General features: G+C 74.0%; 28 protein-coding genes. 16 read left to right on the top strand and 12 right to left on the bottom strand.

The annotated features are described in order from the left end of the window. On the bottom strand, positions 1-803 hold an 803-nt coding region (locus F8274_RS04075; protein ID WP_151460915.1), incomplete at its 3' end, for an aminotransferase class IV. A gap of 67 nt (positions 804-870) precedes the next feature. Between F8274_RS04075 and F8274_RS04070 the strand changes: the two genes are divergently transcribed. The 4 genes from F8274_RS04070 (at position 871) to F8274_RS04055 (ending at position 4,406) form a co-directional block, all read left to right on the top strand. Next, complete coding sequence (locus F8274_RS04070) at positions 871-1,299, top strand: Fur family transcriptional regulator (RefSeq protein ID WP_151460914.1); 429 nt, start codon at positions 871-873, stop codon at positions 1,297-1,299. Then, on the top strand, positions 1,296-2,408 hold the full coding sequence (locus F8274_RS04065; protein WP_151460913.1) for a folate-binding protein YgfZ: 1,113 nt from the start codon (positions 1,296-1,298) through the stop codon (positions 2,406-2,408). Before F8274_RS04070 ends, F8274_RS04065 begins: the two co-directional genes overlap by 4 nt. Positions 2,409-2,525: 117 nt before the next feature. Further along, a complete protein-coding gene (locus F8274_RS04060) occupies positions 2,526-3,353 on the top strand; it encodes a 3-keto-5-aminohexanoate cleavage protein (protein ID WP_151460912.1) in 828 nt (275 codons plus the stop codon). A gap of 93 nt (positions 3,354-3,446) precedes the next feature. Further along, positions 3,447-4,406, top strand: coding sequence for an asparaginase (locus F8274_RS04055; protein WP_151460911.1), 960 nt, complete (start codon positions 3,447-3,449; stop codon positions 4,404-4,406). Positions 4,407-4,415: 9 nt separating this feature from the next. Here the strand turns inward: F8274_RS04055 and F8274_RS04050 are convergent, their stop codons facing one another. Beyond that, positions 4,416-5,213 (bottom strand): alpha/beta fold hydrolase, encoded by a 798-nt coding sequence (locus F8274_RS04050; protein ID WP_225853595.1) that lies wholly within the window; start codon positions 5,211-5,213, stop codon positions 4,416-4,418. A 111-nt stretch (positions 5,214-5,324) separates the two neighbouring features. Here F8274_RS04050 and F8274_RS04045 point away from each other — a divergent pair, with 111 nt between their 5' ends. From F8274_RS04045 to F8274_RS04020, 6 genes are all read left to right on the top strand, one after another. Then, the gene (locus F8274_RS04045) at positions 5,325-5,927 is read left to right on the top strand and encodes a helix-turn-helix domain-containing protein (protein WP_151460909.1); all 603 of its coding nucleotides are present in this window, start codon (positions 5,325-5,327) and stop codon (positions 5,925-5,927) included. Next, positions 5,924-6,589, top strand: coding sequence for a hypothetical protein (locus F8274_RS04040; RefSeq protein WP_151460908.1), 666 nt, complete (start codon positions 5,924-5,926; stop codon positions 6,587-6,589). The genes F8274_RS04045 and F8274_RS04040 overlap by 4 nt, the downstream gene beginning before the upstream one ends. Before the next feature lie 72 nt (positions 6,590-6,661). Continuing rightward, a complete protein-coding gene (locus F8274_RS04035) occupies positions 6,662-6,982 on the top strand; it encodes a DUF2516 family protein (protein WP_151460907.1) in 321 nt (106 codons plus the stop codon). Continuing rightward, positions 6,979-7,866: an alpha/beta fold hydrolase gene (locus F8274_RS04030; RefSeq protein WP_151460906.1), complete on the top strand. Its 888-nt coding sequence runs from the start codon at positions 6,979-6,981 to the stop codon at positions 7,864-7,866. Before F8274_RS04035 ends, F8274_RS04030 begins: the two co-directional genes overlap by 4 nt. 11 nt (positions 7,867-7,877) lie before the next feature. Further along, positions 7,878-8,615, top strand: a complete 738-nt coding sequence (locus F8274_RS04025) for an alanyl-tRNA editing protein (RefSeq protein WP_151460905.1) — start codon at positions 7,878-7,880, stop codon at positions 8,613-8,615. Positions 8,616-8,690: 75 nt separating this feature from the next. After that, the gene (locus F8274_RS04020) at positions 8,691-9,605 is read left to right on the top strand and encodes an SDR family oxidoreductase (protein WP_151460904.1); all 915 of its coding nucleotides are present in this window, start codon (positions 8,691-8,693) and stop codon (positions 9,603-9,605) included. On the opposite strand, the gene F8274_RS04015 is transcribed toward F8274_RS04020, so the two are convergent. Further along, positions 9,596-10,588, bottom strand: coding sequence for a YafY family protein (locus F8274_RS04015; protein WP_151460903.1), 993 nt, complete (start codon positions 10,586-10,588; stop codon positions 9,596-9,598). The genes F8274_RS04020 and F8274_RS04015 overlap by 10 nt on opposite strands. A 61-nt stretch (positions 10,589-10,649) precedes the next feature. Between F8274_RS04015 and F8274_RS04010 the strand changes: the two genes are divergently transcribed. Both F8274_RS04010 and F8274_RS04005 read left to right on the top strand, forming a co-directional pair. Next, positions 10,650-11,444, top strand: coding sequence for an EI24 domain-containing protein (locus tag F8274_RS04010; RefSeq protein ID WP_151460902.1), 795 nt, complete (start codon positions 10,650-10,652; stop codon positions 11,442-11,444). 1 nt (position 11,445) lies between these two features. After that, positions 11,446-11,961, top strand: a complete 516-nt coding sequence (locus F8274_RS04005; protein WP_151460901.1) for an O-acetyl-ADP-ribose deacetylase — start codon at positions 11,446-11,448, stop codon at positions 11,959-11,961. On the opposite strand, the gene F8274_RS04000 is transcribed toward F8274_RS04005, so the two are convergent. From F8274_RS04000 to F8274_RS03970, 7 genes are all read right to left on the bottom strand, one after another. Next, on the bottom strand, positions 11,958-12,863 hold the full coding sequence (locus F8274_RS04000; RefSeq protein ID WP_151460900.1) for a GNAT family N-acetyltransferase: 906 nt from the start codon (positions 12,861-12,863) through the stop codon (positions 11,958-11,960). The two genes, F8274_RS04005 and F8274_RS04000, sit on opposite strands and share 4 nt — an antisense overlap. Positions 12,864-12,920: 57 nt before the next feature. Further along, complete coding sequence (locus tag F8274_RS03995; RefSeq protein WP_151460899.1) at positions 12,921-13,928, bottom strand: LacI family DNA-binding transcriptional regulator; 1,008 nt, start codon at positions 13,926-13,928, stop codon at positions 12,921-12,923. A gap of 19 nt (positions 13,929-13,947) precedes the next feature. Next, positions 13,948-15,315: a GH1 family beta-glucosidase gene (locus F8274_RS03990; protein WP_151460898.1), complete on the bottom strand. Its 1,368-nt coding sequence runs from the start codon at positions 15,313-15,315 to the stop codon at positions 13,948-13,950. After that, positions 15,312-16,145, bottom strand: a complete 834-nt coding sequence (locus tag F8274_RS03985) for a carbohydrate ABC transporter permease (protein ID WP_151460897.1) — start codon at positions 16,143-16,145, stop codon at positions 15,312-15,314. Before F8274_RS03985 ends, F8274_RS03990 begins: the two co-directional genes overlap by 4 nt. After that, positions 16,142-17,131, bottom strand: a complete 990-nt coding sequence (locus tag F8274_RS03980; RefSeq protein WP_151460896.1) for a carbohydrate ABC transporter permease — start codon at positions 17,129-17,131, stop codon at positions 16,142-16,144. Before F8274_RS03980 ends, F8274_RS03985 begins: the two co-directional genes overlap by 4 nt. Positions 17,132-17,201: 70 nt before the next feature. Beyond that, positions 17,202-18,512, bottom strand: coding sequence for an ABC transporter substrate-binding protein (locus F8274_RS03975; protein WP_151460895.1), 1,311 nt, complete (start codon positions 18,510-18,512; stop codon positions 17,202-17,204). A gap of 197 nt (positions 18,513-18,709) precedes the next feature. Continuing rightward, complete coding sequence (locus tag F8274_RS03970; RefSeq protein ID WP_151460894.1) at positions 18,710-19,465, bottom strand: maleylpyruvate isomerase family mycothiol-dependent enzyme; 756 nt, start codon at positions 19,463-19,465, stop codon at positions 18,710-18,712. Between the two features lie 70 nt (positions 19,466-19,535). Here F8274_RS03970 and F8274_RS03965 point away from each other — a divergent pair, with 70 nt between their 5' ends. Then, positions 19,536-20,627 (top strand): UDP-N-acetylmuramate dehydrogenase, encoded by a 1,092-nt coding sequence (locus F8274_RS03965; protein ID WP_151460893.1) that lies wholly within the window; start codon positions 19,536-19,538, stop codon positions 20,625-20,627. On the opposite strand, the gene F8274_RS03960 is transcribed toward F8274_RS03965, so the two are convergent. Both F8274_RS03960 and F8274_RS03955 read right to left on the bottom strand, forming a co-directional pair. Continuing rightward, positions 20,624-21,409: a class I SAM-dependent methyltransferase gene (locus tag F8274_RS03960; protein ID WP_151460892.1), complete on the bottom strand. Its 786-nt coding sequence runs from the start codon at positions 21,407-21,409 to the stop codon at positions 20,624-20,626. The genes F8274_RS03965 and F8274_RS03960 overlap by 4 nt on opposite strands. Continuing rightward, positions 21,409-22,173, bottom strand: a complete 765-nt coding sequence (locus F8274_RS03955; RefSeq protein ID WP_151460891.1) for an SDR family NAD(P)-dependent oxidoreductase — start codon at positions 22,171-22,173, stop codon at positions 21,409-21,411. Before F8274_RS03955 ends, F8274_RS03960 begins: the two co-directional genes overlap by 1 nt. 171 nt (positions 22,174-22,344) lie before the next feature. On the opposite strand from F8274_RS03955, the gene mshA reads away from it, so the two are divergent. From mshA to F8274_RS32535, 3 genes are all read left to right on the top strand, one after another. Beyond that, positions 22,345-23,706, top strand: a complete 1,362-nt coding sequence (gene mshA, locus F8274_RS03950) for a D-inositol-3-phosphate glycosyltransferase (RefSeq protein WP_151460890.1) — start codon at positions 22,345-22,347, stop codon at positions 23,704-23,706. Positions 23,707-23,753: 47 nt separating this feature from the next. Further along, positions 23,754-24,287, top strand: coding sequence for a YbjN domain-containing protein (locus tag F8274_RS03945; RefSeq protein ID WP_151460889.1), 534 nt, complete (start codon positions 23,754-23,756; stop codon positions 24,285-24,287). A gap of 76 nt (positions 24,288-24,363) precedes the next feature. After that, positions 24,364-25,443, top strand: a complete 1,080-nt coding sequence (locus F8274_RS32535) for a hypothetical protein (protein ID WP_151460888.1) — start codon at positions 24,364-24,366, stop codon at positions 25,441-25,443. Positions 25,444-25,552: the final 109 nt, after the last annotated feature.

Here is a 25,552-nt window from a genome sequence, read left to right as displayed (position 1 = left end):
GAGCGCGGGCGGGGGGTTCCGTCCAGGGAGGTCACCTCTGCCAGGCCGCGGAGGGATGACGTGAGCCAGACCGCGTCGGCCTCGTGCAGGTCGGCCGGGGTGGGTAAACGTTCGTCCGTCGCCAGGTCCAGCTCGTCGTGGGCGTGGTCGAGGAGCCAGCGGGCGGTCACCCCGGGGAGCACCCCGGTCTCCGTCGCCGGAACCGTGCACAGGGTGGCGTCGCTGAGCCAGACCACGTTGGCGGTCGGCGCCTCCAGCACGTAGCCGTCGGTGGAGACCCAGAGCACGTCGTCCACCCCGGCCCGCTCCGCCCAGCGGCGGGCGGCCGTGCTCAGGGCGTACGAGGTGGACTTCACACCGGCCGGGAGCCAGCCCAGCTCGGGGCGGGACCGGGCGGCCACCCCGAGCGGCAGGGTGGCGACCGTCACCCCGTCCCGCCGGGCCCGCCGCGCGGTGGCCGGCACCTCGCCCAGCGTGGCGTAGACCGTCGGCGGCCCGCCGCCCTCCGGCCCCCGGGTGCAGACCAGCCGCACCGCACCCTCGACCTCCGGCGGCCAGTCCGCGCGGACGGTGTCCAGCAACTCGACCAGCACGCCGGTGGCGGGCAGGGGCAGCCCGATGGCCGCCGCGCCGGCCCGCAGCCGGGCCAGGTGGGCGTCGCGCAGCCAGGGCTCCCCACCGCGCAGGTGCATCGTCTCGAAGAGGCCGTCGCCGTGCAGTACGCCCCGGTCGTCGCCGCGCAGCACCGCCTCACCGGCCGGCACGACGCCCCGGCCCGGCACGGCCACCCGCGTCGCCACCACGAGCGCAGCGTAGTGGCGTACCCCGGCGGCGGACGGACCGGCGCGGCGGCCGAACTATGATCGGACGGTGTCCGAATCCTCCCTGGCGGAACTGCTCCGCTCCCGTGGGCTGCGGCTGACGGCGCAGCGGCAGCTGGTCCTCCAGGCCGTCCTCGACCTGGGGCACGCCACGCCGGAGCAGGTGCACACGGCGGTGCGCGAGGTGGCCGCCGGGGTCAACATCACCACCATCTACCGGACGCTGGAGCTGCTGGAGCGCCTCGGTCTGGTGACCCACACCCACCTGTCGCACGGCTCGCCGACCTACCACGCGGCCGGTGAGCACCAGCACGTCCACCTGGTCTGCCGGGAGTGCGGTGCGATCGACGAGATAGACCCCGAGCTGCTCCGGCCGCTGGCCGACCAGCTGGCCGCGCAGCGGGGATTCCAGGTCGACATCGGGCACGTGGCGCTCTTCGGCGTCTGCGGCCAGTGCGAGGACGGGGAACAGAAATGATTGACATCGCGGGCGCGGTGACCGCCGAGGCCATCGACGAGGAGACCCGGGAGCAGCCGGAGCCGGCCCACCGGGCGGCGGGGGTCGGCCCGGTGGCCGCCCACTACGGCGACCCGATGCGCGAGCAGCGCCTTCTCGCCACCGGCGTGGGCCTGGTCGACCGCTCGCACCGGGGCGTGATCGCGGTCCCCGGCGAGGAGCGGATGACCTGGCTGCACACGTTGACCAGCCAGCACCTGGCCGCGCTGCGGCCGTGGCAGGGCACCGAGCTGCTCGTGCTCTCCCCGCACGGGCACGTCGAGCAGCACGCCCTGGTCGCCGAGGACGGCGAGACCACCTGGCTGGACACCGAGCCCGGGATGACCGGCGGCCTCCTGTCCTACCTGGAGAAGATGCGCTTCTTCAGCAAGGTCGACCCGCGCGACGTCACGGCCGACCACGCGCTGCTCTCACTGGTCGGGCCGGAGGCCACCGGCGCGCTCGACACCCTCGGGGTGACCGGGCTGGCCGCGCCCGACGTGGTCGCGGTGCCGGGTCCGAAGTTCCGCTCCGGCGAGCTGCCGTCCCGGCCCTCCGTCGTGTACGACGTGAAGCCGCTGCCGGTCGGCGGCTGGGCCCGGCGGGTGGCGCTCGGCGTCGACCTGCTGGTGCCTCGCGCGGCGATGACCCAGGTGGTCGACGAGCTGCGCGGCGCCGGTGTGCCGGTGGCCGGGCTGTGGGCGTACGAGGCGGTGCGGGTGGCCGCCCGGCAGGCCCGGGCCGGGGTGGACACCGACCACCGGACCATTCCCGCCGAGGTGGGCCTGATCGGGTCGGCCGTGCACCTGGACAAGGGCTGCTACCGGGGCCAGGAGACGGTGGCCCGGGTGCACAACCTGGGCAAGCCGCCGCGCCGGCTCGTCCTGCTGCACCTGGACGGGGTGACCACCGACCAGCCGCCGGCCGCCGGCACGCCGGTGACGCTGGACGGCCGGGCGGTCGGTTTCGTGGGCACCGCGGTGCACCACTTCGAGCTGGGCCAGATCGCCCTCGCCGTGGTCAAGCGGAACGTTGCCGAGGATGCCCGGCTGATGGTGGGGGAGACGGCCGCCGCCATCGATCCGGCGTAAGGGATGCCGCGCAGGCGGCGGTGAAGCGGAAAATCTTCTGCTTCTGGCCGCCGTCGCGGCCGATTCTGCTGCTTCCGGCTGTCGACCGGAGGGGAGCCGGCGGTTTAGGATCCCGGCATGACCACAGGGACGTTGATCACGGTTGCCCCCACCGGCGCGGAGTCGGCCAAGGCGGAGGTGCCGGCGCTGCCGGTGACCCTCGACGAGCTGCTGCTGACCGCCAAGGAGTGCGAGGCGCTCGGCGCCGCCGTGATCCACGTCCACATCCGCGACGACGAGGCGAAGCCCACCCTCGACCAGGGTCGGCTGCGGGACACCGTGGCGGCGCTGCGGCAGAGCACCGACCTGATCGTGCAGCTCTCCTCCGGCGGCGCGGTGACCGACCCGGAGGCCGCCCGGCTGGCTGTGCTCGACGCCGGCCCGGACATGGCCTCCTGCACCATGGGCACGGTCAACTTCGGCGACGACGTGTTCCTCAACCGCTGGGAGTTCATCGTCGACCTGCACACCCGCATGCAGGAGCGGGGGGTCGTCCCCGAGTACGAGATCTTCGACCTCGGTCACCTCACGGCGCTCCAGCGCCTGCTCGGCAAGTACGGCCTGCCGCACGGCGGGCACGTGCACGTCGACTTCGTGATGGGGGTGCCGGGCGGTATGCCGGGCACCACGGCCACGCTGGTGGCCGCCCAGCAGATGCTGCGCGACCTGCCGGAGGGCACCACCTTCTCGGCCACCGGCATCGGGCGCACCACCATCCCCGTGCTGCTGGCCTCGCTCTCGGCCGGCGGTCACCTGCGGGTCGGCATGGAGGACACGGTCACCTACGCGAAGGGCCGGCCGGTCGAGTCCAACATGCAACTGGTCGCCCGCGCGGTCGGCTTCGCGCAGCTCGCCCAGCGCCCCCCGCTGACCACCTCCGAGGCCCGGGCGCTGCTCGGCCTGTAAGCGACGGCCGGCCCGCCACCCCTGTACGCCGGCGGCCGGCGTGCCTGGTCACCCCGGTGCCGGCCCCGTCGAGCCCGTCGGTACCGTCCACTCGTGGGAAAGACGTACGAGGGCGGCGTGCCGCTCGCCGAGGTGGTCCGGTCCGGGTTCGTGGAGGGCTTCCACCGTGGGTCCGTGGCGGTGCTCGACGCCGCCGGCGCGCCGGTGTCCGGGGCGGGTGACGCCACCTCGCCAGTCTTCCCGCGGTCGTCCAACAAGCCGATGCAGGCGATCGGGATGCTCCGGGCCGGCCTGCCGCTGACCGACCCGGCCGACGTGGCGCTGGTCTCGGCGAGCCACGCCGGCGAGGAGTTCCACGTCGAGCGGGTCCGTGCCCTGCTGCGCGGGGCCGGCCTGGCCGAGGACGCGCTGCACTGCCCGCCGGACCTGCCGGTCGGCGAGGCGGCCCGGGAGGCGGTGCTGCGTGCCGGGGGTGGCCCGTCCCGGGTCCTGATGAACTGCTCCGGCAAGCACACGGGCATGCTGCTCACCTGCCTGGCCGCCGGCTGGCCGCTGGACGGCTACTGGCGGCCGGAGCACCCGCTCCAGCAGCGGCTCACCGCCGCAATCGAGGAGTTCACCGGGGAGAAGGCAGCGGCCGTCGGGGTGGACGGCTGCGGCGCTCCGGTGCTGGCCGTGTCGCTGACCGGGCTGGCGCGGGCGTTCCTGCGGCTGGTCTCCGCCGAGCCGGGCACCGTCGAGCGGACGGTGGCCGACGCCATGCGGGCGTACCCGGAACTGGTGGGGGGCACCCAGGCCGACGACACCCGGCTGATGCGCGGCGTACCCGGGCTGCTGGCCAAGGTCGGCGCGGAGGGCGTGATCGCCGCGGCGGTGCCGGAGGTCGGCGCGGTGGCGCTCAAGATCGACGACGGCGCCGGGCGGGCCCGGATGCCGGTGCTGGTGTCGGCCCTGCGCCGGCTCGGCGTCGAGGCCCCGGTGCTGGCCGAGTACGCCGAGATCCCGCTGCTCGGCGGCGGCCTGCCGGTCGGGGCGGTCCGTCCGGTCTGGTGACCGGGGCGGTCAGCGGAGGAAGTCGAGCAGCGCGGCGTTGACCGGCTCGGGGCGCTCCAGCGGCAGCAGGTGACCGGCGTCCGGGACGTCCGGCAGCCGTACGCCCCGGGGGGCCTCGGCGGCGATCCGGTCGGCCAGCCGGCGGATGTCGGCCAGGTCGTCCGCGCCCGCGCCGGCCAGCACCGGCATCCGCAGCTCGGCCAGCCGCTCGATCGCCGGCGGGTCCAGCTCGCCGGCCTCGACCGCGCTGAGCGCCTGCTCGGCGGCGAGCGCCCGGCGGTCCATCTCCTCGGCGAACCGGATCAGCTCCGGGTCGACGTCGGACGGCTCGCGGGTCGGGCCGACCACCCAGAACCGCACCTCGCCGGCCGCGGTCGCGCCGAAGTCCTCCGGGTCGACGTCGCCGACCAGTTGCTCCCAGAGTTGCTCGGTCTCCTCGGACCACTCGTTGCCGGAGACCGGGGCGCCGAAGAGGGCCAGCGCGGCGACCCGCTCCGGGTACGCGAGCGCGGTGTCCACCGCGACCTTGCCGCCGAACGAGCAGCCCACCAGGGCGGCCTGCGCCACGCCCAGCGCGTCGAGCAGGCCGATCACGTCGTCGTGGTGCGCGAAGGGGGTGGGTGGCAGCTCGGAGTCGCCGTAGCCGCGCAGGTCGACGGCGATGACCCGGTGCCGGGCGGCGAGCGCGAGCACCTGTCCGCGCCACATCCGCCGGTCGGCGATGCCGGCATGCAGCAGCACCACGGGGCTGCCACTGCCCACCTCGTCGTACGTGAGCAGGGCACCGTTGACTTCGATCTTCGCCACGGGGGCACCGTACGGATCGGGCATCGGGCGCGCAACCGGCTATCGGTGACCTCGCTAACTCTGGCAAGCATTTCGCTTGCAGCAGCTAGCAGCACGGGTTAGCGTGGAGTCATGGCCACCAGCAAGGACCTTCCCGACGTCGGCGGGTTCATTCGCGACCTGCGCCGCAACGCGAAGATCTCACTGCGGCAGCTCGCCGAGCAGGCCGGCGTCAGCAACCCGTACCTGAGCCAGATCGAGCGCGGCCTGCGCAAGCCGAGCGCCGAGGTGCTCCAGCAGCTCGCCAGCGCCCTGCGCGTCTCCACCCCGGCCATGTACCTGCGGGCCGGGCTGCTGGACGACAAGGAGGGGCAGGGCGTGCTCGCGGCGATCGCCGTCGACCCCGAGCTGACCATGGCCCAGAAGCAGTCGCTCACCCAGATCTACGAGACGTTCCGCCGGGAGAACGCGCGCCTCGCCGAGGCGACCGCGACGGCCCAGGCGGCCACCGAACCGGCCGAGCCGGCCACCGCGCCGGAGGCCCCCGCCACCGTCGCGCCGGCCGCGACCGGCCCCACGGCACCGGACGGCACCCCGACCGAGGCGGTCCTCGAGTCGGTCGCCGTCACCGAGGCGGGCCACGCGCCCGCCCCGACCACCGCCGTCCCCCAGAAGAAGACCGCCCGCAGGGTGGTCCGGAAGGCCGCCGGTGCGGCCGAAGAGGAGCAGTCATGACCCAGCCGAAGACCAACCGCATCCCGGCCCCCGTCTACGCCGCCGCCGGCGCCGGCGAGCTGGCCCTCCAGCAGCTGCGCAAGCTGCCCACCGTGGTCGGTGACCTCGGCACCCGCGTCGTCGCCGACCTCGGCGGCAAGGCCGTCGTCACCGGTTTCGAGCTGCGCCAGAAGGCGACCGAGACGCTGCGCACCGCCAACCTGACCGCGACCGGGCTGCGGGAGAAGGCCGGCTCGGGCGACCTCGACCTGGACAAGCTCCGCGAGGCCGCCAACCTGGACAAGCTCCGCGAGGCGGCCAACCTGGACAAGCTGCGGGAGGCGGCCGGCCGCAACGCCGCCGCCGTGCTGGCCGGCGCGCAGGCCGCGCAGGAGCGCGCCCTGGCCGCGTACGCCGAGCTGGTCGCCCGCGGTGAGCGGGTCGTCGGCGCGGGCGTGCTGGAGGCCGCCGACACGGTGAACGCCGACATCGAGGCGACCGAGGCCGACACCACCCCGGCCGCGCCGGCCGAGGTGCCGACGCCGGCCGAGGTGGCCCAGGTCGTCGAGGCCAAGCCGGCCGCCGTGAAGCGGACCCGGGCCACCAAGGCGACCGCCGCCAAGGCGACCCCGTCGGCGAAGCTGCCGAAGACCACGAAGCGCACCCGCCCCGCCGCCGAGTAGGTCGAAGCTGGACCGAGACCCCGGACGCCGTCCTGTCGGACGTTTCCGGGGTCTCGGCATAAGCTTGCCGGCATGGCCTACGCCGCGCCGCTCTTCTTCGACGACGTCCGCCTCGTGATCGAGCTGATCCTGCTCGTGTTCGCTCTGGTCATCGAGGCTGTCTCCCTGGTGCACGCGATCACCCAGCGCTCCGATGCCTTCGCGGCCATCGGCACCCTTCCCAAGGGCGGGTGGATCGCCATCCTGGCCGTCTGCATGGTGCTGACCCTGCTCGGTGTCGGGGGTGGCGTGCTGAGCATCTTCGGTCTGATCGGCATCGCGGCGGCGCTGATCTACCTGCTCGACGTTCGCGTCGGCCTGCGCGACCTGCACGGCGGCGGAGGCTCCTGGTGAGAGGTTTCCGCTGGCCACCGCCGCCCGACGGCGGCCCCCGCACCTGGGGCCCGGGCCCCGGCGCGCCCCGCACCGGCCGGCCGGCCCTGCCGGAGCCGGAGACCGAGCTGGTCACCACCCCGCACGGCGTGCGCCTGGAGCGCCTGGTCACCGGCACCGGCGACCCGGTCACCGTGTTCGCGCACGGGCTGGGCAACGGCATCGCCACCACCCGCCCGTTCGGCAGCGGCGTCACCGGCCGACGGCTCTTCTTCCAGTTCCGCGGGCACGGCCGGTCCGACTCGCCGCCCGGCCCGTGGAACTACCTGGACCTGGCCCGTGACCTCCGCGCCGTGGCCGACCTCGGCGGCGCCACCCGGGCCTTCGGGGCCAGCCTCGGCGCCGGCGCGCTCTGCCGCCTGCTCGCCGAGAGCCCGGGACGCTTCGAGAAGCTCGTCTTCTTCCTGCCGGCGGTGCTGGACACCCCGCGTGGCGAGGTGGCCCGGGCGCGGCTCACCGACCTGCTCGACGCCGTGGCCGACGGGGATGCCTCCGCGCTGGCCGACGTGGTGTCGCTGGAGCTGCCGCCGTCGGTGCGCAACACCCCGGCCGGCTGGGCCTACCTGCGGCAGCGGCTCGACCAGCTGCTCCGCGACGGGCTCGCGCCCGGCCTGGCCGGCCTGCCCGAGCAGGCCCCGCTGCGCGACGCCGGCGTGCTCGCCGGGGTCACCGCGCCGGCCCTGGTGATCGGCTGCGCGGGCGACGACCTGCACCCGGTCGCCGTCGCCGAGCGGTTGGCCGCCGCGCTGCCCCGGGCCACCCTGCACGTGTACGACCGGCCGGGCGTGCTCTGGACGGAACGCGCCGACCTGCGGGAGCGGATCTCGACGTTCCTCAACGGGTAACGTCGGCGGTCATGGGCGTCACACACCACGGCCGCACCCACCGTCTCGACCTCGCCGACCCCACCCTGCGGGAGTGGCAGTGCACGGTGCTGGCGGCCGATCCCGAGCAGGGCATCGTGCTGGACCGGTCGGCCTTCTATCCAGGCGGCGGCGGGCAGCCGCCGGACCACGGGGTGCTGCTCTGGCAGGGGGTGCAGACCCGGATCGTCGGCACCCGCAAGGGCGACGACCTCTGGCTCGTTCCGGCCGAGGGTGACCCGGTGCCGCCGGTCGGCACCGCCGTCGCCGGCGCGGTCGAGGACACCCGGCGGACCATGCTGATGCGCACCCACTCCGGCCTGCACGTGCTGTGCGGCGTGGTGTTCCGCGACTTCGGCGCGCTGGTCACCGGCGGGAACATGGAACCGGGCGAGGCCCGGATGGACTTCAACCTCCCCGAGGTGCCGCCGGACTTCAAGGCCCGCATCGAGGACCTGGTCAACGCCGAGGTGGCCGCCGACCGGTCGGTCGCCGTCCGGGTGCTGCCCCGGGCCGATGCGCTGGCCCTGCCGGACATCATCCGCACCCAGTCGAACCTGATCCCGCCGGACGAGCAGGAGGTGCGGATCGTCGACATCGTCGGGCTGGACGTGCAGGCCGACGGCGGCACCCACGTCGCCTCCACGGCCCAGATCGGCAGGGTCCAGGTGGTCAAGGTGGAGAGCAAGGGCCGCGCCAACCGCCGGGTGCGGGTGCGCCTGGTCGACTGAGGCCGGCCGGGGCGGTTCGCGTGACGCCGCCGAATCCGGACCTCCGCTGTCAGGTATCGGTGCCACGGTGGTCCCATGACGACACCGCTGACAGGGAAGATCGCGCTCGTTGCCGGCGCGACCCGGGGCGCCGGGCGACAGATCGCCGTCCAGCTCGGCGCCGCCGGGGCCACCGTCTACGCCACCGGCCGATCCACCCGGGAGCGCCGGTCGGAGATGGGCCGGCCGGAGACCATCGAGGAGACCGCCGAGCTGGTGACCGCGGCGGGTGGCACCGGCATCGCCGTCGCCGTCGACCACCTCGACCCCGAGCAGGTCCGCCGCCTCGTCGCGCGGATCGACGCCGAGCAGGGCCGGCTCGACGTGCTGGTCAACGACATCTGGGGCGCCGACCCGCTGATCACCTGGGAGAAGCCGGTCTGGGAGCAACCCCTGGACGCCGGCTTCCGCACCCTCCGGCTGGCCGTGGACACCCACATCATCACGAGCCACTTCGCCCTGCCGTTGCTGATCCGCAACCCGGGCGGCCTCGTCGTCGAGATCGGCGACGGGACCAAGGAGTACAACGACACCGAGTACCGGCTCTCGGTCTTCTACGACCTGGCCAAGGTCTCGGTGAACCGGCTCGCCTTCAGCCAGGCGCACGAGCTGGCGCCGCACGGCGCCACGGCGGTCGCGCTCACCCCGGGCTGGCTGCGCTCGGAGGCCATGCTGGAGCACTTCGGCGTCACCGAGGCGACCTGGCGTGACGGCGCGGCGACCGACCCGCACTTCGTCATGTCGGAGACGCCGGCCTTCGTGGGGCGCGCGGTGGCCGCGCTGGCCGCCGACCCGGACCGGGCCCGCTGGAACGGGAAGTCCGTGGACAGCGGCGGGCTGGCCCAGGTGTACGGCTTCACCGACCTCGACGGCACCCGCCCGCACTGGGCGCGCTACTACGAGGAGGTGGTCCGGCCCGGCAAGCCGGCGAACGACGCCGGCTACCGCTGACCGGCGTCCGACTCCCCGGTGTAGAGCGCGGCCGCGCGGCGGGCCGCCTCGGCGCAGCGGGCCCGCAGCTCCGGCGGGTCGAGCACCTCCACCTCGGGGCCGAGCGCCAGCAACTGGGCGTACGCCACCTCGACCGACTCGACGGGCAGCCGGAGCACCACCCGGCCCTGCCCGTCGGGCCGGCCGGCGGCGGCGACCGCCTCGGCGTGGACGAACGGGGCGTCGACCAGGTGCCGCAACGCGCGCAGCCCGGCCGGAGTGAGCCGCACGGTGACCTCGGCCCGGAGGATGTCCCGCAGGAACGCCTCGGCCTGCTCCCGCCAGTGCGCCCCGAGGTCGAAGCCCTCGTCCCGGTCGAAGCCCTCCCCGCCGACCTCGACGCCGACCACCCGGTCCACCCGGTACGTCCGCCACCCGTCGCCGACCCGGCCGACCAGGTACCAGACGCCGTTCTTCAGCACCAGCCCGTACGGCGCGACCGACCGGGTCACCTCCCGCTCGCCGCGCCGGTAGCGCAGCTCGACCTGCCGGTCCCGCCAGACCGCCCGGGCCAGCTCGGCCAGCCACGGCGGCGGGCCGGACTCCCGGAACCAGCCCGGCACGTCCAGATGGAACCGCTGGCCGGTGCGGGCGGGCGCGTCCCGCAGGCTCGGCGGCAGCGCGGCGAGCACCTTCAACTCGGCGCCGGCCACCGCGTCGGCCAGCCCCATGTCGCCGGCCGGGCCGGGCAGCCCGGCCAGGAAGAGCGCCTCCGCCTCGTCCCGCGTCAGCCCGGTCAGCCGGGTCCGGTAGCCGCCGAGCAGCCGGTAGCCGCCGGCCCGCCCGCGGTCGGCGTAGACCGGCACCCCGGCGGCGGAGAGCGCCAGCACGTCCCGGTAGACGGTGCGTTCGGAGACCTCCAGCTCGCGGGCCAGCTCGGCCGCGGTCATCGCCTCCCGCGCCTGGAGCAGGAGCACCAACGAGATCAACCGGGACGCGCGCACCCGCCCATCCTGCCCTCCGGCGCGGGACCCGGGATGCGGTGGACCACTAGGCTCTCCGGTCGTGGACGCACCCCGCCTCGCCGCGCCCGTGACCGGCGCCGTCACCCGTTTCCTCGCCGGCGCCGGCCTGCTGCTGCGCGGTCTCGGCCTCTACGTCCGCAGCCCCGGCCTCATGCTGCTCGGCGTCGTGCCGGCGCTGATCACCGGCGCGATCTTCGTGGCCCTCTTCGCCACCCTGCTGTACTTCGTGGACGACCTGGCCGCGCTGGTCACCGCGTTCGCGGACGACTGGTCGGAAACCTGGCGCAGCCTCATCCGGGTGGCGGCCGGCCTGGCCGTCGTCGGGCTGGCCGGCCTGCTCGGGGTGCTCACCTTCACGGCGGTCACCCTGGCCGTGGGCGACCCGTTCTACGAGAAGATCTCCGAGCGGGTGGAGGAGCGCCTCGGCGGCACGCCCGGCGCGGTCGAGGTGCCGTTCTGGGCCTCGCTGCGGCGCAGCATTCTCGACTCGTTGCGCCTGGTGGCCATCTCCGCGCTGGTCGGCGTACCCCTGTTCGCGGCCGGCTTCATCCCGGTGGTCGGGCAGACGGTCGTCCCGGTGGTCGGCGCCCTGGTGGGTGGTTGGTTCCTCGCCCTGGAGCTGGTCGGCGCACCGTTCTACCGGCGCGGCATGCGACTGCCGGAGCGGCGGTCGTTGCTCAGGGCGGACCGGCCGGCCACTCTGGGGTTCGGGGTGGCGGTCTTCGTCTGCTTCCTGATCCCGCTCGGCGCGGTGCTGGTCATGCCGGCGGCCGTGGCCGGGGCCACCCTGCTGGCCCGCCGGGCGCTCGGGCAGTCCGTCGTCGAGGAGGGGTGACATGGAGACGGTCCTGATCGAGGGGGACATCACCGCGCAGCAGGTCGACGCCATCGTCAACGCGGCCAACTCGTCGCTGCTCGGCGGCGGGGGCGTGGACGGCGCGATCCACCGCGCGGGCGGACCGGCCATCCTGGAGGAGTGCCGGGCGTTGCGCGCCTCCCGCTACCCGGACGGCCTGCCCACCGGCCAGGCGGTCGCCACCACGGGCGGCCACCTGCCGGCCCGCTGGGTGGTGCACACCGTGGGGCCGGTCTTCTCCCCGCGCGAGGACCGGTCGGTGCTGCTGCGCGACTGCTACGCCAACAGCCTCCGGATCGCCGACGGGCTGGGCGCGGCGCGCGTCGCCTTCCCGCTGATCTCCGCCGGCATCTACGGCTGGCCGGTCGAGGACGCGGTGGCGCAGGCGCTGGCCGCGCTGCACGCGGCCACCCCGGCGTACGTCACCGAGGCCCGGCTGGTGCTCTTCGGCGCGGAGACCTACGCGACCGCCGTCCGGGTCGCCGCCGGGCGCTAGTCGAGGTCGCGCAGGCAGGACCACTGGCTGCCCACCGGCCGGTAGCCCAGCCGCGTGTTGATCGCCAGCATCGGGCCGTTCGCCTCGTCGTTCGAGGTGTACGCGGTGCGTACCCCGTTGGCCGCCGCCCGGTGCAGCGCGGCCCGCTTCGCCAGCCCGGCCAGGCCGCGCCCGCGGTGTCCGGGAATGGTGCCGGTGAAGTCCGACCACATCCGGTCGCCGTCGCGCTTGACGAGGCTGACGGCGGCCAGCGTGCCGTCCACCTCGGCCAGCGTGCTGGCGTCCCGGTCCAGGCCCACGTTCTCCCAGACCTCGTGGTGCCAGATTTCGTAGCCGAGCGCGTCCGTGGGGACGTCGCCCGGCTCGTCCACGGACGCCTCGGCGTCCACCCGGTGGATCCGGCGCGGGTCCACCTCGGCGGCCGGCAGCAGCCGCACGCCGGGCGGCGGCTCGGGCATGGGCGGGGCGGGCCGGAGGTCCAGCGCGGAGTAGCGCAGCTCGCGACTGGGCGCGAAGCCGTGCCGGCGGGCGAACGGGAGCGACTCGGGCTGGGACCAGGTGAGCAGCCGCTTCGCCCCGATGTGGCGCAGGTGGCCGAGCGCGGCGTCCAGGAGGGCCGTGCCGACTCCCCGGAGCCGGTGCGCCGGGTGGACGTGCAGGGTGGAAACCTCGCCGACGTTCGCCTCCGAGGTGTGGCTGTTCCGGTACGCCGACACCCAGCCGACCACCTGCCCGTCCGCCTCCGCCACCCAGGCCGCCCAGTCCTCACCGGGCGGCGGCTGGGCGATCATGCGGCGGGTCGACTCGACGCCGCGCACCAGGTACGGGTGGACGACGGCGCGCAGCGCCACCACACCGGGTGCGTCCTCGGGGCGGGCAGGTCGGATCAGGTTCTCAGTCATCGGGCCGACCCTATGGCCGCCGCCCAGCCGCCCGCGACGGGTTTACCGGGCGGCCGGTCACGCCGAGTCGCGGACGACCAGTTCGGTGGGGAGCAGCAGCGCCAGCTCGACCTGCTCGCCCGCGGCGATCCGGAGCAGTTGCCGGGTCATGGCCCGCCCAAGCTCCACTATCGGCTGCTTCACGGTGGTCAGCGGCGGTTCGGTGTACGCCGCCGTCTCGATGTCGTCGAACCCGATCATCGCCACGTCGTCCGGCACCCGCCGGCCGGCTTCCCGCAGGGTGCGCAGCGCGGCGTGCGCCATGAGGTCGGACGCCGCGAACACCGCGTCCAGCTCCGGGTCGGCGGCGAGCAGTTGCCGCATGGCCGCCGTGCCGGACTCCCGGGTGAAGTCGCCGTACGCCACCAGCTCCGGCAGGCCGGCGGCGGCGACCGTCTCCCGGTAGCCGATCAGCCGCTCGATGCCGGCGACCATGTCCTGCGGCCCGGCGATGGTGGCGATCCGCCGCCGACCGTTCGCGATCAGGTGGCGGACCGCCTCGGCCACCCCGCCCACGTGGTCGACGTCGACGTACGGGACCTGGGCGCCGTCCAGCGGCCGGCCGCTGCACACCACGGGGATGCCGAGCTGGGCCAGGCGCCCGGGGAGCGGGTCCTCGCCGTGCAGGGAGGCGAACAGCACCCCGTCGACGTGCCGCCCGGTGGTGTAGCGCTCGACCCGCTCGTGCCCGGCCGGCGAGCCCGCCAGCATGAGCACGAGCTGCTTGTCGGCGGCCTCCAGTTCCTGGGCCGCGCCGCGGATGATCCCCGGGAACACCTGGTCGTCGGAGAAGACCCGGGTGGCCGCCTCGGGCAGGACCAGCGCGATCGAGTCGGTGCGCTGGGTCACGAGGCTGCGGGCGGCGAGGTTCGGGACGTACCCCAGTTCCTCGACGGCCCGGCGGACCGCCTGCTGGATCGGTTCGGCGACGGTGGTGGAGCCGTTGACCACCCGGGAGACCGTCGCCCGGGACACCCCGGCCCGTCTGGCCACCGCCTCCAGGGTCGGTCGCTGTGCCGTCGTCATCCCCGTCACCACCACCTCGTCACAGCCCGTTCCGGGAGATCACCTCCTGGTACCAACGGGCACTCTCCTTCGGTGTGCGCCGCTGGGTCAGGTAGTCGACGTGGACGATCCCGAACCGCTTCCGGTAGCCCTCGGCCCATTCGAAGTTGTCCAGCAACGACCATACGAGATAACCGCGCAGGTCGACGCCGCGGGAGAGCGCGTCGTGCGCCGCGCGCAGGTGCCCGTCGAGGTAGGCGATCCGGTCGGTGTCGGTCACCCGGCCGGTCCCGTCGATGTCCCGGTCGGGGAAGGCCCCGCCGTTCTCCGTGATGAACAACGGTAGGCCCGGGTGGTCGGCGGCCACCCGCTCCAGCAGCCGGGTGAGGCCGGCCGGCTCGATCATCCACCCCGTGTCGGTGAGCGGCCCGACCGGCGGCAGGAACTCGACGCTGCCCGCGGTGCCCGGGTAGGCGCTGTTCCCGGCGCCGCCCGCCCGGCCGGCCACGTAGGTGGGCGAGTAGTAGTTGATCCCCAGCAGGTCGAGCGGCGCGGCGATCAGCTTCTCGTCCCCGTCTCGGAGGAAGTCCGGTTCGACGATCCGGCTCAGGTGGGCCAGCACGTCGTCCGGGTAGCCGGCGCCGGTCAGCGGGCCCAGGAAGATCCGGTTCTGCAGGCCGTCGACCAGCCGCACGGCGGCGGCGTCCGCCGCGCTGCCGCCGTCGGCCGGCCGCACGTCGGCCAGGTTGAGGGTGATCCCGACGGCCTCCGCGCCGGCCGCGCGCAGCGCCCGGGCCGCCAGGCCGTGCCCGAGCAGCAGATGGTGTACGGCCCGGAACGCCGCCCCCGCGTCCCGCCGGCCCGGCGCGTGCACGCCGTTGCCGTAGCCGAGGTAGGCCGAGCACCACGGCTCGTTCAGCGTGGTCCAGGTGCGGACCCGGTCGCCGAGGCGCTGGTGCACGGCGAGGGCGTGGTCGGCGAAGTGCTCGGCGGTCTCCCGGGCGGTCCAGCCGCCCCGGTCCTCCAGCGCCTGCGGCAGGTCCCAGTGGTAGAGCGTGACGAACGGGTCGATGCCCCGGGCCAGCAGGGCGTCCACCAGCCGGTCGTAGAAGTCCAGGCCGCGCGGGTCGACCGGCCCGGTGCCGTCGGGCCGGATCCGGGGCCAGGCGACCGAGAACCGGTACGCCCGCAGCCCCAGCTCCGCCATCAGCGCGACGTCCTCGGCGTACCGGTGGTAGTGGTCGCAGGCCACGTCGCCGGTGTGCCCCTGGAACACCCGGCCCGGCGTACGGCTGAAGGTGTCCCAGATGGACTCGCCGCGGCCGTCCTCCCGGGCGGCGCCCTCGATCTGGTACGCGGCGGTGGCCGCCCCCCAGACGAAGCCCTCGGGGAACCGGAGTTCCGTCACGCCTTCACCGCGCCTTCCATGATGCCGCCGATGATCTGCCGCCCGAACGCGACGAACACCAGCAGCAGGGGCAGGGTGGCGATGGCCGTCCCGGTGAACACCTGCGACATGTCCTGGTAGTAGCCGTCGGACAGGGCCCGCAGCGACAGCTGCACGGTCGGGTTCTCCGGGTCGTTGAGCACGGCGTACGGCCACAGGAAGTCGTTCCAGGTGGTCATGAAGGTGAGCAGGCCCAGCACGGCGGCGGCCGGGCGCAGCGCGGGCAGCACGACGTTCCAGTAGATCCGGGCGGTGTTGCAGCCGTCCATCCGCGCGGCCTCGATCAGCTCGGTGCTCACCGCCTGGCCGGCGTACTGGCGCATCATGAACACGCCGAACCCGGTGACCAGCGCGGGCACGATGACCGCCGGCAGCCGGTCGTTCCAGTTCAGCTTCGTCATCAACAGGTAGAGCGGGATCACGCCGAGCTGGGTGGGCACCATCATGGTGGCCACGATGACCAGCAGCAGCGCGTTCCGCCCGCGGAAGCGCAGCTTCGCGAAGGCGAACCCGGCCAGGGTGGAGAAGAAGACCACGGAGACGGTGACCGTGCCGGCCACGATCGCCGAGTTGACCAGCCCGGTGAGGAAGTACGCGTCGGTGTTGGTGAACAGCCGGGCGATGTTGGCGCCGAGGTTGCCGCCCGGGCTGAGCGGGGGCGGGACCTGGCCCATGGCGTCGCTGGTCCGGCTGGCCACCACGAACATCCAGTAGATCGGGAAGATCGACATCAGGGCCGTGACGGCCAGCGCCAGGTAGGTGAGCCGGCCGGCCGACCAGAGGCGGGTCATCGGGAGTCCTCCTTGCGCGCGCCGCCGCCGAGCCGGCGGAGGAGCAGGACGTTGACGGCCGCGACCACCGCGATGAGCGCGAAGAGCAGCCAGGCGATCGCGGAGCCGTAGCCGAAGTTGTAGTGCGGCGCGAACGCGTTCTCGAACATGTACATGGTCACGGTCTGCGACTCGCGCAGCGGCCCGCCGCGGATCGCGTTGGTGCCCGAGTTGAACAGCCGGGGCTCGGTGAAGAGCTGGAGGCCGCCGATGGTGGAGATGATGACCGCGAAGATGATCGTCGGCTTGAGCAGTGGCACGGTGATCGACCAGAACTGCCGGGCGCGGCCGGCGCCGTCGATGGCCGCGGACTCGTAGAGGTCGCGCGGGATGGCCTGCATGGCGGCCAGGAAGATCAGCGCGTTGTAGCCGGTCCACCGCCAGTCGACCATGGCGGAGATGGCCACCCAGGAGGCGAGCCGGTTGGCCTTCCAGTCGATCGCGTCGACGCCGACGTGGTCGAGCAGCCAGTTGATCATGCCGAAGTCGCGGCCGAAGAGCACCGCGAAGACGATCGCGACCGCGGCCGTCGAGGTGACGTTGGGGATGAGCACCGCCATCCGCCAGGTGGTCCGGGCCCGGAGCTGCCGGTTGAGCAGGTTGGCGAGCCAGAGCGCGAGCAGCAGCTGGGGGACCGTGGAGATGACGAAGATGCCCAGGGTGTTGACCACCGAGTGCCAGAAGTCCGGGTCGGCCAGCAACTCGCTGTAGTTGTCGAGCCCGACGAACGGGTGGTCGGCGCCGAGCAGGTCCCAGTCGTGCAGCGAGACCCAGAAGGTGTAGGCCAGCGGGTAGATCCCGAAGACCCCGAAGAGCAGGAAGAACGGGGCGATGTACAGGTAGGGCGAGTACCTCGTGTCGAACCGGCTGAGCCGGACGCTTCGGGAGGGGCGGGTGGTGCCGGGCGTCGGTGCGACCGGCGGGCGGGCGTCGAGCTGGACTGCCATGGCCCGGGACTCCTTTCCGCCGTGCGGGCGGCACCCGTCGACCGGGGACCGCCCGCACGCCTGGCTCGGGTTACTTGGCAGCGGCCTTCTCGGCGTTCCCGACCGCGTCGGCCCAGCCCTGCTCCGGGCTGCGCTTGCCCAGCTCCACCGAGCGGACGGCGTTCTCCACCTCGGTGCGGACGGCCTGGTTCTTCGGGCCCATGTAGACCGGCTTCAGGTTCTTGGCGCCCTCGGCGAAGATCCTGCCGACCGGTGCCGTCGAGAAGTACGCGTTCGTCGAGTCGACGATGGCCGGGTCCGCCAGCGCCTGCGGCGAGGAGGGCAGGGGGCCCTTGGCCTTGAACGCGCCGATCTGGCCCTGGGCGCTGGTCAGGAACTTCGCCAGCTCGATCGCCGCGGCCTGGTGCTTGCTCTGCTTCGGCACCGCCAGGAAGGAGCCGCCCCAGTTGCCGCCGTTGCCAGGAACCTGGGCGATGTCCCACTTGCCCTTGGCGCCCGGCCCGGCGTTGCCCTCGATGACGCCGGTCATCCACGCCGGGCAGGCGATGGTGGCGAACTTCGACTGCTTGAACGCGGAGACCCACTCCTCCGACCACGACCCGTACCGGCCGGACAGGCCGGAGTCGATGATGTCCATGGTGGTGTCGTACGCCTGCCGGACCGCCGGGTTGCTGTCGACGACCAGCTTGTCGCCGGTGTCGTAGTAGCTGTAGCCGGTGGTGTTGCCGGCGGTCTGGAGCAGGATGGTGTTGAACGTGTTGGTCGCCGCGTCGAGGAACGCGGCGCCGGTGTTCTTCGCCTTGAACTGCTCGCCGACCTTGATGTAGTCGGGCCAGGTGGGCCAGAGCTTCGAGACGGCCTCGCGGTCGGTGGGCAGGCCGGCCTTGGCGAACAGGTCCTTGCGGTAACACATGGCCATGCCGCCGACGTCGGTGCCGAGGCCGATGAGCTGCTTGCCGTCGGCGGTGAGCCCCTGGTTCCACTTCCAGTCGAGGAAGTTGCCCTTCAGGTCGGCGGCGCCGTGGTCGAGCAGGTTGACGAAGTTCTGCGGGTTGGCCTTGTACTCGACGAGCAGGCCCTCCTCGATGGCGACGATGTCGCCCGCGCCCTTGCCCGCGGCGAGCCACTGGGTGAGCTTCGGCGAGTACTCGTCCAGGTTGCTGCCGGTGCCCCGCTCGACGATCTTCACGTCGGGGTGGCTGGCCATGTACTCCTTGTAGAGCTCCGCGTAGCCGAACTGGCCGAAGACATCGACGGTGAGCGTGACCGGGCCACCGGCGGCGGCCTCGTTGTCACCGCCTCCGCAGGCGGTGGCGCCCAGCAGCGCGGTGGTGGCGACCAGGGCCACCGCGGCCAGGCGGCGGCGCGTGAAGGTGACCATCTCTTATCTGACCCCTCTAGGTGTATCGGGTGGTGGCGGGCGGTTCCGGTACTCAGAGAGCGCTCTCACGACAGGGTGGTGGCTGCCCCGGACCGTGTCAAGAGAGCGCTCTCAGAGCGTCCGGAAAAAGGCGGAGAGTGGCGCTCCGGTGGGAAACGCCGCTCTCCGCCCGATGTCCGCACGACCCCCCGGCGGGGTCAGCCCACCCGCAGCCCGTCGAGCAGGCGGCGGTCGCCCGCCACCCCGAGGGCGTCGAAACTGATCCGGCCCATCACCGCGAGCAGCAGGTCACTGGCGGTGCCGGTGATCTGCGCCCGGGCGTGGTGCTCGTCGTGGTCGAGGATCGTCGCGGTGTCCAGCAGGGCCATCCCCTCGCCGCGCAGCCGCAGGTACCACTCCTGCGCGGCGTCGGTCGCGGTCAGCTGGACCACCCCGTGCCACTGACCGGGCTGGACCCGCCGGCCCGCCGGCAGCCAGGTGTCCAGCACCTCGCTCACCCCGTCGGCCGCGAGCTTCGCCTCGATCGGCTCACCCGCGCCGATCGCGAGCTGGGCGTCCCAGCGGTGCACCGCGGTCTCGTGCGCCGCCCGGCGCGGCCAGAAGGCCGCCTTCTTCGGCTGCGGGGCGAAGTTCCACGCCGGCGCCTCCGGGTCCAGCGTCTCGAACAGCGCCAGCAGCCGCTCGTACTCCTGGCCGTACCACTGGGCCGGCGTGAGGCCGGCCGGCGGCTCCGGGTCGTGCCGCTCCGGACGGCTGGTCGTCCCGGCGGTCAACACCGTGCGGGCCCAGACATACATCCTGGTGAGGTGATGGGCGAGGTCGGAGACCGTCCAGCCGGGACAGGACAGCACCGGAGTGTCGGGGGGCGCCTCCGCGACGGCGGCGGCGAAGGCGGGACCCTCCGTCCGCAACGCGCCGATCCAGAAGTCCTTCGTGCCGTGCAGTCTGCTCATCGCAATCCTCCCGGGGGTGACCGGGCCACCAGTGGGTGCCGCGGCTACCCCTCAGCCTAGGGTGAGAGGCGTGTCAGACGTCTACGCCGAACCGACGACCGGAGCCGACCCGACCGACCCGGCCACCCTGGCGCGCTACACCACGCTGCGCCTCGGCGGCCCCGCCGGGCGGCTGGAGGTCGCCACCAGCGCCGACGAGATCGTTCGGAAGGTCCGGGAGGCGGAGGCCCGGGAGCAGGCCGTCCTGCTGCTGGCCGGCGGCAGCAACGTGGTGATCGGCGACCAGGGCTTCCCGGGCGCCGTCGTGCTCATCCGCTCCCGGGGCTTCCAGGTGGTCGCCGAGGACACCGACACGGTCACCGTACGCGTCGAGGCCGGCGAGCCCTGGGACGACCTGGTCGCCGCCACCGTCGAGCGCGGCTGGTCGGGGCTGGAGTGCCTCTCCGGCATCCCCGGCTCGGCCGGCGCCACCCCGATCCAGAACGTCGGCGCGTACGGACAGGAGGTGGCCGAGACGATCACCGCCGTGCAGGCGTACGACCGCACCCGGCGCGTTGTGGTCCGCATCCCGGCGGCGGACTGCGGGTTCGCCTACCGGGGCAGCATCTTCAAGTACAGCGACCGCTGGGTGGTGCTCTCGGTCGACTTCCGGCTCACCCGCTCGCCGCTCTCCGGCCCGGTGCGCTACGCCGAGCTGGCCCGCGCGCTCGGCGTCGAGGTGGGCGACCGGGTGCCGCTGGCGGAAGCCCGGGCCACCGTGCGGCGGCTGCGCGCCGGCAAGGGCATGGTGCTCGACGCGCGGGACCCGGACACCTGGTCGGTGGGTTCGTTTTTCACCAACCCGGTGCTGGAGCGGGAGGCGTACGAGCGGCTCCGGGAGCGCGCCGCCGACCTGGGCGAGCCGCCGTCCTGGCCGTGCCCGGGGGACACGGTGAAGGTGAGCGCGGCCTGGCTGATCGACAAGGCCGGCTTCGGCAGGGGCCACACCGGCCCCGAGGGCGTCGCCATCTCCACCAAGCACACCCTGGCCCTGACGAACCGCACCGGCGCGGCAAGCACGGCGTCCCTGATCGCCCTGGCCCGGGAAATCCGCGACGGCGTGCAGACCCGCCTCGGAGTAACCCTCCACCCCGAACCCGTCCTGATCAACTGCGCCATCTAGCCCGCGGGGGCGATCGCCGGCCAGGGGATCGTCAGTTCGCCCCGGCGCCAGCGGCGGGGGCGGTCCAGGACGGGCCAGCCGGCCGCCTTCACGGCGGCCACCGTCCTCGTCCAGCGGTCGCGGGGACCGAAGGGTGCGTAGCCGGCGGTGGCGTGCCAGGCGCTCTCCAGGGCCTGGAGCAGGTCGTGGATCGGTTCGCCGGGGATGTTGCGGTGGATGAGCGCCTTGGGCAGCCGCTCGGCGAGCTGGGCCGGGCTCTCCAGGGTGGTGAGCTTCGCGGCCAGGGTCAGCGTGCGCGGGCCGGTGGCGTCGAGCAGCACCCAGGCGCCGAGCCGCCCCAGCTCGTCGCAGGTGCCCTCGACCAGCAGCCCACCCGGGGCGAGTCGCCCCGTGACCGTACGCCAGGCGTCAGCCACCTCGCCCTCGTCGTACTGGCGCAGCACGTTGAACGCGCGCACCAGGGCGGGACGCAGCCCGGCCAGCTCGAAGCCGCCCCGGGCGAAGGTGAGCCCGGGCGGTTCGGCGGCCGGCTGGGCGGCGGCCACGCGTACCGGATCGATCTCCAGCCCGACCACCCGGACGTCGGCGCGGACGGCGGCGGCGAGCCGGGCCCGCAGCTCGACGGCGGTCACCGGGGTGGCGCCGTAGCCCAGGTCGACCACGAGGGGGTCGGCGGCGGCGCGCAGCGCGTCGCCGCAGGTCGCGGCGATCCAGTTGTCGACCCGCCGGAGCCGGTTCGGATTCGTCGTGCCCCGGGTGACGACCCCGAGCGGCCGGACCATCAGGAGGTCCGGTGCACCTTGTGCTGCGCGGCCTGGGCCAGCGGGCGGACCACGAGCTGGTCGATGTTGACGTGGTGCGGACGCGTGGCGCACCAGGCGACGCAGTCGGCCACGTCCTCGGCGACCAGCGGTTCGGCCACCCCCGCGTAGACGGCGGCGGCCCGGTCGGCGTCGCCGTCGAAGCGGACCAGGCCGAACTCCTCGGTCTTCACCATGCCCGGGTCGATCTCGATCACCCGGACCGGCCGGCCGCACAGCTCCAGCCGCAGCGTGCCGGCCATCGCCGTCTGCGCGTGCTTGGCCGCCGTGTAACCGCCGCCGCCCTCGTAGACGACGCGGCCGGCGGTGGAGCTGACGATCACGACCGTGCCGGCGCCGGAGGACTCCAGCGCGGGCAGCAGCGCCTTGGTGACCCGGAGCGTGCCGAGCACGTTGACGTCGTACATCCACTGCCAGTCGCCGACGTCGGCGGACTCCACCGGGTCGAGGCCGCGCGCCCCACCGGCGTTGTTCACCAGCAGGGTCACCGGGCCGGGCGCGTCGGCGGCCGCGGCGGCGAGACCGGCGACCGACCCGTCCGAGGTCACGTCGCACTCCACCGCGGTGGCCGCGCCGCCGGCCGCCTCGATCTCGGCGACCAGGCCGGCCAGCCGGTCGGTACGCCGCGCGGCGGCGAGCACGTGGAAACCTTCGGCGGCCAGCCGGCGGGCGGTGGCCGCGCCGATCCCGCTGGACGCCCCGGTGACGATGGCGACTGAGGTCATCCGGTCATTCTCACCCGCCGGCCCACCCGGCGCGGTGATGAGGTCCGTCACGCCCGGGACCCGCCGCGACGCATTTCCGAAGCCCGATGGGGAAGATGACATCCGGCGCGGAGGTTGACCGAAGAGCGCCGGTCGTGCGGGACGGCATCAACCGTGACAGAGGGAGCGGACGTGGCGGATGTGCACACCGGTGTCGGTCGTCAGCGAGGTGCCCTGCCGTGGCCTCGGCCGCGCCGCATCGCCACCCTCTCCGTGCACACCTCGCCGCTGCACCAGCCCGGCACGGGCGACGCCGGCGGCATGAACGTCTACATCCTGGAGGTCGCCCGGCGGCTGGCCGAGGCCGACGTCGAGGTGGAGATCTTCACCCGGGCCACCTCCGGCGACCTGCCGCCGGTGGTCGAGATGGCGCCCGGGGTGAGCGTCCGGCACGTCACGGCCGGTCCCCTGGAGGGGCTCACCAAGGAGGAGCTGCCCGGCCAGCTCTGCGCCTTCACGGCCGGTGTGCTCCGCGCCGAGGCGGCCCGCCCGCCGGGCCACTACGACCTGATCCACTCGCACTACTGGCTCTCCGGCCAGGTGGGCTGGCTGGCCAAGGAGCGCTGGGGCGTGCCGCTGGTGCACACGGCGCACACCCTGGCCAAGGTCAAGAACGCCCAGCTCGCCGCCGGGGACCGGCCCGAGCCCAAGGCGCGGGTCATCGGCGAGGAGCAGGTGGTCGCCGAGTCCGACCGGCTGGTCGCCAACACCGGGGTCGAGGCCCGCGACCTCATCGACCGGTACGACGCCGAGCCGGCCCGGGTGGCCGTCGTGGAGCCCGGCGTGGACCTGGACCGCTTCCGCCCGGCTCCCGGCGACCGGGACGCGGCCATGCTGGCGGCCCGCCGCCGCCTCGGCCTGCCGACCGGCGGCTACGTGGTGGCCTTCGTCGGCCGGATCCAGCCGCTCAAGGCCCCCGACGTGCTGATCCGGGCGGTCGCCGCGCTGCGCGAGCGGGAGCCCGCCCTCGCCGACGAGGTGACCGTGGTGATCTGCGGCGGCCCGAGCGGCACGGGGCTGGACCGGCCCACCGCCCTCATCGAGCTGGCCGGCTCGCTCGGCGTGGCCGACCGGGTGCGGTTCCTCCCGCCGCAGACCGGCGACGACCTGCCGGCCCTCTACCGCGCGGCCGACCTGGTCGCGGTGCCCTCGCACAACGAGTCGTTCGGGCTGGTCGCGCTGGAGGCCCAGGCCTGCGGCACGCCGGTGCTGGCCGCCGCCGTGGGCGGGCTGGTCACCGCCGTCCGGGACGGCGTCAGCGGCGTCCTCATCGACGGCCACGATCCGGTCGACTGGGCCCGTACGCTGGCCCGCCTGCTGCCCGATCGGCTGCGCCGGGCCACCCTGGCCCGGGGCGCGCAACGGCACTCCCGCGACTTCTCCTGGAACCGCACGGCTTCCAGCCTCCTCGCCGTCTACGGCGAGGCGATCGCCGAGCACCGGGTCCGGCTGGCCGGCCGGCTCGGCGACCCCGCCCTCACCTGTTCCTGGTGAGCGCCGCCGGCCGGCGGCCTCCGGTGCTCGGCCGTAGAGTGGGTGCGATGAGCCGCAGGAGTGAGGTCGCCGCGCTGATCGAGGCCGTCTGCGCCGAGCGCGAGCTGGAGTGGGAGTCCACCGGCGAGACGTCGTACGCGGTCACCCTGCCGGGCACGCACAAGCTCAAGACGATCTGCAACCTCATCGTCGGCGAGCACGCGCTGCGGGTCGAGGCGTTCGTGATGCGCCAGCCCGACGAGCGCCGGGAGGAGCTGTGGGCCTGGCTGCTCCAGCGCAACGCCCGGATGTACGGGGTGTCCTTCTCCATCGACGCGGTCGGCGACGTCTACCTGACCGGGCGGGTCAACCTGTCCGGGGTCGACGAGGACGAGCTGGACCGCCTGCTCGGGGCGGTGCTGACCTACGCCGACGAGTCCTTCGACAGCATGCTGGAGATCGGCTTCGGCACCGCCATCCGCCGGGAGTGGGAGTGGCGGGTCAAGCGGGGCGAGTCCACGGCCAACCTGGCCGCGTTCGCCCACCTCTTCGAACCCTCGGCCCCCGCCGGCTCGGCCGCCGGAGGTTCGGACCCGTCCTGACGGGTATGCCGCACCGCGCGGTGCGGCACTTGGGACCCACCGCGTGCCGAGGACGGACTGTCGAGGAGCGTGTCCCATGGCTCAGCGGAACAGCTCAAGTCGCGGCACGACTGCGACCAAACGCAAGCCCGGCAACCAGACCGCGAACACCCCGGGCATCAACGAATCCGAGATCTCCCGGATGAAGGTCGACGACATCCGCGGTCAGCTGCGCCGGCGCGGGGTCTCCGGGATCTCCGCCATGCGCAAGCCGGACCTGGTGAAGACCATGGTCCGGACGCTGCGATCCGAACAGGGCGGGGCGGCCCGGAAGAGCACCGGCCCGGCCGGCCGGCCGTCCGCGACGAAGAAGACGGCCGCGGCCAAGAAGACGACCGCGGCGCGCCGGACCGCGCCGTCGCGGGCCAAGGCCACACCGGCCGTGAAGGCCACCGGCGCCCGCGCGAAGGCGGCCCCGGCGCGGAAGGCCGCGGGCACCCGGGCGAAGGCCGCACCGGCGCGGAAGGCGGCGGGCACCCGGGCGAAGGCGGCCCCGGCGCGGAAGGCGGCGGGCACCCGGGCGAAGGCGGCCCCGGCGAAGAAGGCGGCGGGCGCCCGCGCGAAGGCGGCCCCGGCGAAGAAGGCGGCGGGCGCCCGCGCGAAGGCGGCGCCCGCGAGGAAGGCGGCGGGCACCCGCGCGAAGGCGGCCCCGGCGAGGAAGACGGCTGCCAGGGCGGCGCCCGCGAAGAAGGCGCCCGCCGCGGCCGGGCCGGCCCTGGCACGGGGTACGGCCGCAACGACCACCCAGATCCGGAGCGGGCGGTCGGCGTCCCGGTCGGTGAGTTCGTCCCAGCAGATCATGTCCCTGGACGATCGCCCCGAGCGTCCGGGGCGGAGCCTGGTGACGACCAACCACGAGGTCATCCAGCGTTGGGCCCGGGCCCGCAACGCCAAGCCGGCCACGATCGCCGGCACCGAGCGCGGCGACCGACCCGGCGTGCTGACGTTCAACATCCCCGGATACCGGGAGAGCAGCCGAATCCGCGAGGTGAGCTGGGACGACTGGTTCCGGACGTTCGACCTGCGCGGCCTGAACCTGATCTACCAGGAGCAGATGCGGGACGGCCGGCAGAGCAACTTCTTCCGGACCGAGAACCCGAATCGCGAGGACGGCTGAGGTTTAGGGGAATGGCCGACGGGGATTCGCTTGTTGGCCAGGGAGAGACCGGAGCAGGGACAGCCGGGTTTCCGACACGGATGCTGTGACGGGTAAGACAGCGATCCGG

Source organism: Micromonospora sp. AMSO31t (genome assembly GCF_008868175.1).
GTDB lineage: Bacteria > Actinomycetota > Actinomycetes > Mycobacteriales > Micromonosporaceae > Micromonospora.
The sequence above is the reverse complement of the archived record's forward strand: the minus strand, read 5'-3'. Positions and strand labels throughout refer to the sequence as shown.